General features: G+C 49.6%; 5 protein-coding genes. 2 read left to right on the top strand and 3 right to left on the bottom strand.

What is annotated here, in order from left to right; translation table 11 throughout:
* The first annotated feature begins 422 nt into the window (after positions 1 to 422).
* A complete protein-coding gene (locus LWH94_RS18710) occupies positions 423 to 1151 on the top strand; it encodes a TorF family putative porin (RefSeq protein WP_004581713.1) in 729 nt (242 codons plus the stop codon).
* Positions 1152 to 1274: 123 nt separating this feature from the next.
* Here the strand turns inward: LWH94_RS18710 and LWH94_RS18705 are convergent, their stop codons facing one another.
* The 3 genes from LWH94_RS18705 to LWH94_RS18695 all read right to left on the bottom strand — a co-directional run bounded on the left by LWH94_RS18705 (position 1275) and on the right by LWH94_RS18695 (position 4178).
* Complete coding sequence (locus tag LWH94_RS18705; RefSeq protein WP_004581714.1) at positions 1275 to 1961, bottom strand: response regulator transcription factor; 687 nt, start codon at positions 1959 to 1961, stop codon at positions 1275 to 1277.
* A 209-nt stretch (positions 1962 to 2170) separates the two neighbouring features.
* Positions 2171 to 3526 carry an ATP-binding protein gene (locus LWH94_RS18700; RefSeq protein WP_072676522.1) on the bottom strand — a complete coding sequence of 452 codons (1356 nt, stop codon included), beginning with the start codon at positions 3524 to 3526 and terminating at the stop codon, positions 2171 to 2173.
* Complete coding sequence (locus tag LWH94_RS18695) at positions 3513 to 4178, bottom strand: response regulator transcription factor (protein WP_152437697.1); 666 nt, start codon at positions 4176 to 4178, stop codon at positions 3513 to 3515. Before LWH94_RS18695 ends, LWH94_RS18700 begins: the two co-directional genes overlap by 14 nt.
* Before the next feature lie 240 nt (positions 4179 to 4418).
* Between LWH94_RS18695 and LWH94_RS19695 the strand changes: the two genes are divergently transcribed.
* Positions 4419 to 4598 carry a DUF3024 domain-containing protein gene (locus tag LWH94_RS19695; protein ID WP_442915010.1) on the top strand — a complete coding sequence of 60 codons (180 nt, stop codon included), beginning with the start codon at positions 4419 to 4421 and terminating at the stop codon, positions 4596 to 4598.
* The last annotated feature ends 368 nt before the right edge of the window (positions 4599 to 4966 follow it).

Genomic DNA, 4966 nt, shown 5'->3' with positions numbered 1-4966 from the left:
CGGGTCTTGCGCTTCTTGGTCTGGTATTCGGCTTCGGAGAAGGTGATCTGATCCATGCTGGCAACGATCCTATGCGATTGACGATGGCCGTATTATCGCTGATTTTGGAGACTTATTCAGAGCCTCCCTAGAATTACCAAGTTAAAAATAGTTCTATTTTAGTCATCGTTTTTTCAATTCTTGTTCCTATTTGGTGCGCATTATTGATGAGCGCACTATCGACGAGCAATGCAACACTTGAAGCAGAGTGCTTATTGCATTGAATTGTTAAATATTTAATCATTTTTATGAACTGCGGCCCTGATTTGACAATAATTGCTCATAGAATAAGTTTTTTAAAAGGTGGCACAAAACGTGTATGCATTATAGGTGCGTTATTCAATGCGCAAATAACTAAGCTGCCCAAATAGAAGGTAAAAACGATGAAAAGACGTATCTCGACTAAAGATTGTTTGCTAAGTGTTGGTTTGCTCGTAACTCTCCAAGCGGTCCCGTTAATTGCCAGCGCAGGTGTTAGTGCTAATTTGGGCATAACAAGCAACTACTTATTTCGCGGTGTGACACAAACAGATGGCTCAACGGCGACGCAAGGCGGGCTTGACTACGAACATGCGTCGGGGCTTTATGTTGGCGGCTGGGGCTCCAATGTGGATTTCGGCGATGGGACGAGCTACGAGCTTGATCTTTATGCTGGCTTCTCCGGTGTAATTGAGGATATCGGTTACGATGTTGGCTACATTTATTACTCTTACCCTGATGCTCCTGAATCTATTGATTTTGGCGAAATATACGGAGAGTTGAGTTACAGCATTGTATCTATAGGTGTTGCTTACACAGCAAACAGCGACGTAAGCGGCGAAGGGCTGTTCGTTCCAGGCGATATCTATTATTACGCATCAGTTGATGTGCCACTGGAAGACGATTTCAGCACAGGTGTTTTGATTGGCTATTATGATTTCACTGATGATGGCAAGGCGTCTATTGGCGAGGCGAGCTACGGACATGCAGCTGTTAACGTCACCAAAGATGCGGGAAGCTTTGGAGCTTTTAGTGTTAATCTGGAGTACGCTGATATCGATTCAAGTAACGCACTTGGTTCGGTCAGTTCGGACGACCCGAAGTTTTGGCTGGGCTGGACTAAGTCTTTTTAATCTATTTGGTATTTTTCACCGAAATGGTTAATCGTTGAGAAAGCTGGCCCGGTTTGTGGGCCAGCGCATTTATCTGGCGAGCCCTGGTCCTTGAGGAAAATGGTTAAATCACAGTAAAATCATTTAAGCTTCAACCCTTTTTTGAAGAGAATCTCTTGCAAAGTAATATCCTTGTCCTCTCAATGTTTTTATTCGTTTTTTTCCGAGTATCTTTCTGAGCCTGGCTATGTAGACTTGAACGACATTTCTGGTTGGGCACCTTTCGATATTATAGAGTGCTTCAACAAGTTCGTCCTGTGAGAAAACTCTGTCAGGAGAGCGAAGAAAGCATTGTAAAAGGCGGTACTCCGTTGCGGTTAGTCTGAACTCTTTATGATCGGGAGTTGTTAGGGTTCTATAGGTTGCATTAAGTAGAAAACCATCCACGATGATCTTATCAGTTGCTCGCCCGTCTTTTCTTCGTATTATGGCGCTAAGTCGAGCTTTTAGTTCATCGAATTCGAAGGGTTTTGGAAGATAATCGTCTGCCCCGGCATTCAAGCCCTCAACTCTCTCTGTCCAGTTGGAGCGGGCAGTTAGAATAAGAATAGCTTCATCTCTGCCACTGCTTCTCCATTTTTGCATCAAAGAAAGCCCGTTCTCGTCGGGCAGTCCTATATCCAGAATGATCGCCTGATAACTGCTTGTCTCTACGAAGAAATTTGCCTCTTTTCCGTTTTGGGCAACATCTACAGTAAAGTTTTCCTTCGCAAGCCAAACGGAGATTTTTTCTGCGAGTACCGCGTTGTCTTCGACAATTAGAACCTTCATCTATAAGCGCCGTCTCTGGATGTTGGAGAATTGTGGCTGTCGCCCTTCTCGAGAGCAAATCAAAATTAGCTAAGAGACCGGACTTCAAGCGACCCGCTATAACAACAGACGAAGCTGAATCTAGCTTGAAAAAGGCATTACGGTGAGGAAAGTTTTCTATACAAACACTATCCACATGTGATCGCTTAACCACATACCAGGTGGCCGGGTCAACGATTGATCACCGGGACCGCCCTGGGAAGGTCAACTATCACGGACAACCCACTTTTCGGAGCAGGTGAGAAGTTGAGGGTTCCACTGTAGCGTTCGACAATTTCTCGAACAATCGCCAGCCCAAGGCCATGGCCTGGGGTCTGCTCGTCCAGCCGCAACCCCCGTCGACCCAGATTGCCGATTTCAGCGTCCGCGACGCCGAGCCCATCGTCTGTTACGCCGATCTGCAGATTTCCGGAGTGTTGAACGAGTGACAGCTCCACGCATCGTTCCGACCATTTGCCTGCATTGTCCAGAAGGTTGCCCATGATTTCATTCAGGTCGTGCTCCTCGATCGGCCAGCGGGCGTCCTCCGGCAGGGAGCTCGACAGTTCAAAGGACTTTTCCGGGTATAGTCGCCCCAGCATCCAGACTAGATCCCGTGCCTGTTTCAGAGGGTAAGCGCTTTTCCCAACCTGTGGCCCTGCAAAGCGACTTCGGCGCATCTCGGCTTCAAGCTGTTTGTCGATGTCATTGAGTCTCGCGGTCATCTGAAGGCGGAGATCGTTGGAGAGCGGACGACTGGTGTCCTCAAGAATCTGCCGGACGGCCGCAATGGGGGTTTTGACGCTGTGAGACAGATTCGCCAGCGCATCCCTTGATCGTTCCAGGCGTTGATCCAGCGAGTCGAGCAATTGGTTGAGCTGCTGGGCCAGCGGTCGAAATTCCTCAGGTGCTTGGACATGAATCCGCGAGACCTTGCCATCCTGAAGTCGCTTCAGCGTGGCCTTCAGTTCGACGACAGGGCGCATGGACAGATTGATACCGAACCAGATCACAACGACCAACAGCAGAATCAGCAGAATAGAGACGATGGCCGTCCACCCGTGCAACTCTGCCTGGCTGCGTTTCAGTGCGCCAAGATCCTCGGACACGATCACTACAATCGGCGTATCGCCGATCCGGAACGACTTTCGGTACGCAAGAATGCTCTTTGGGCCTTCGACGGTGTCCGCATCCCGAACACGAACGGTCCCATCCTTTGCTGATTCTATTAACGACGTTAACACCGGTGCCCAGGAATCCGGGGAAATGATCGTTCTGGACGGAGAATGTATGGCGAAGGCGTGGTGAAAGACTTCCTGAAAATAGTCACCAGTCTGGAGACTGTCCAATTGACCGCCAGAATCACGAATCTGATGCTCCAGAAAGGCGACCTCATCCTTGAGACGTGTCTCGACGAATTCCCGGGACATCCGGTCCAGTAAGAGGCCGTGAACCAGCCATGCAAGCCCCATTAGCGCAATGCCCGCTGGCAGTAGCAATAAAAGCAAGGTGCCTTTGACGGATCTGGGCTTGCTAAACCGCGTCATTAAACAGATACCCCTGGCCGCGACGGGTTGCAATGGTGTCGTTGCCAACCAGTTTTCGCAGTCTGCGGATATAGGCTTCGATGACGTTCTCATTCGGGCTGTCGTTCAGGTTGTAAAGCTGTTCCATTAATTGTTCTTTCGAGAACACATGGCCGGGACGGCTCATCAGACAGCGCAGCAGGCGAAATTCCGTGCCGGTGAGGCTGTGCTCCGTGCCATCCTCGGATTTCAGGCTTTGACGATTCTCATCCAGTTCGAAGCGTCCGGCTTTGACCATTGAATGAATGCGACCTTCGCTTCGACGCACAATGGCGTTAAGCCGGGCGATGAGTTCTTCGGTCTGAAAGGGTTTTGCAAGGTAGTCATCCGCTCCAGCTTTAAGGCCTTCCACCTTGTCGTGCCAGTCGCCCCTGGCGGTCAGAATAAGCACCGGACAGACGACCTGATGTTTTCGCCACTTCCTTAATACGTCTAATCCATTGCCGTCAGGAAGGCCAAGATCCAGAACGACGGCCCGATAGTCCTCCTGCTCGCCCAGAATCGCGGCTTCTTTGGCGGTGTAGGTCGTATCAACGCTGAACCCTGCCTTTTCAAGCTGACCACGTAATCCTTCAGCCAGCAAACGGTCATCTTCAACGAGCAGTAATCCCATCGGCCATTTATGTGCTGGATCTTTCCGATAATAAGATTGTGTACATCAGCGATTTTCCCATTCAGGGGTTTCCTGAATTCGAGGAGTCGGTCAGGGAGCTTGAAGACAACGGCCTTATCCTGATTCGGAAAGCAACTGAAGAGCGTCTTGGAAAGGGGTTGCGGGAACATCTGAAATCGATGTTCGCAGAGAAGTAAGCACCTCGCCTCTTTCATTCCGTTACTATCTCAAACCCCGGCTATGTGCCGGGGGGTTGTGGTTTATGTACTCTCTCTGGAAGACCGGAGGCCGCCCTTCGAGATCCGGCCAAAGCTAGATCTACACGTTCGAGTTTCTGGCCAAAGCGTGCAGGTTGTCGAGATTTGCCCCCATTTCCGCAAGCCGGCCGTCCACCGGACGCCCCAGTCGAGCGCCGCTTAATATTGGCGTTAAATTAGAAGAGGTTCGGATGAGGTTAGTTAGTATCTTGTTAATTTTTGTTGGCACATTATCAGCTTTCGGCACTGCCATCGCTTGCGGCAGAGGGCTCCCTGTTCTGAACACCACAAAAAGCGACGGTACCAAAGTTGGACTTTTTATTACGACGGACCAGATAGAAGCTACTCAGAAGTGGAGTTTGGACGAGGGTGAGCCTCCTTTAAGCATTTCGGCTGCGTATCAGCTAGTGTTCCGTCTGGTTAATCCCTAAGCGAAAATGTGCTACAATTCGAGCTATTATTTACGAGCTCGGAGACTCTGTTTTGGCCCGGAAACCAGCACCCTTTAATCTTACGGTAAACGATCAACTC

Origin of the sequence: Marinobacter sp. G11, from assembly GCF_021282325.1 — a bacterium.
GTDB classification, from domain to species: Bacteria; Pseudomonadota; Gammaproteobacteria; order Pseudomonadales; family Oleiphilaceae; genus Marinobacter; species Marinobacter vinifirmus.
This window is presented reverse-complemented; position numbering and strand designations above follow the sequence as displayed.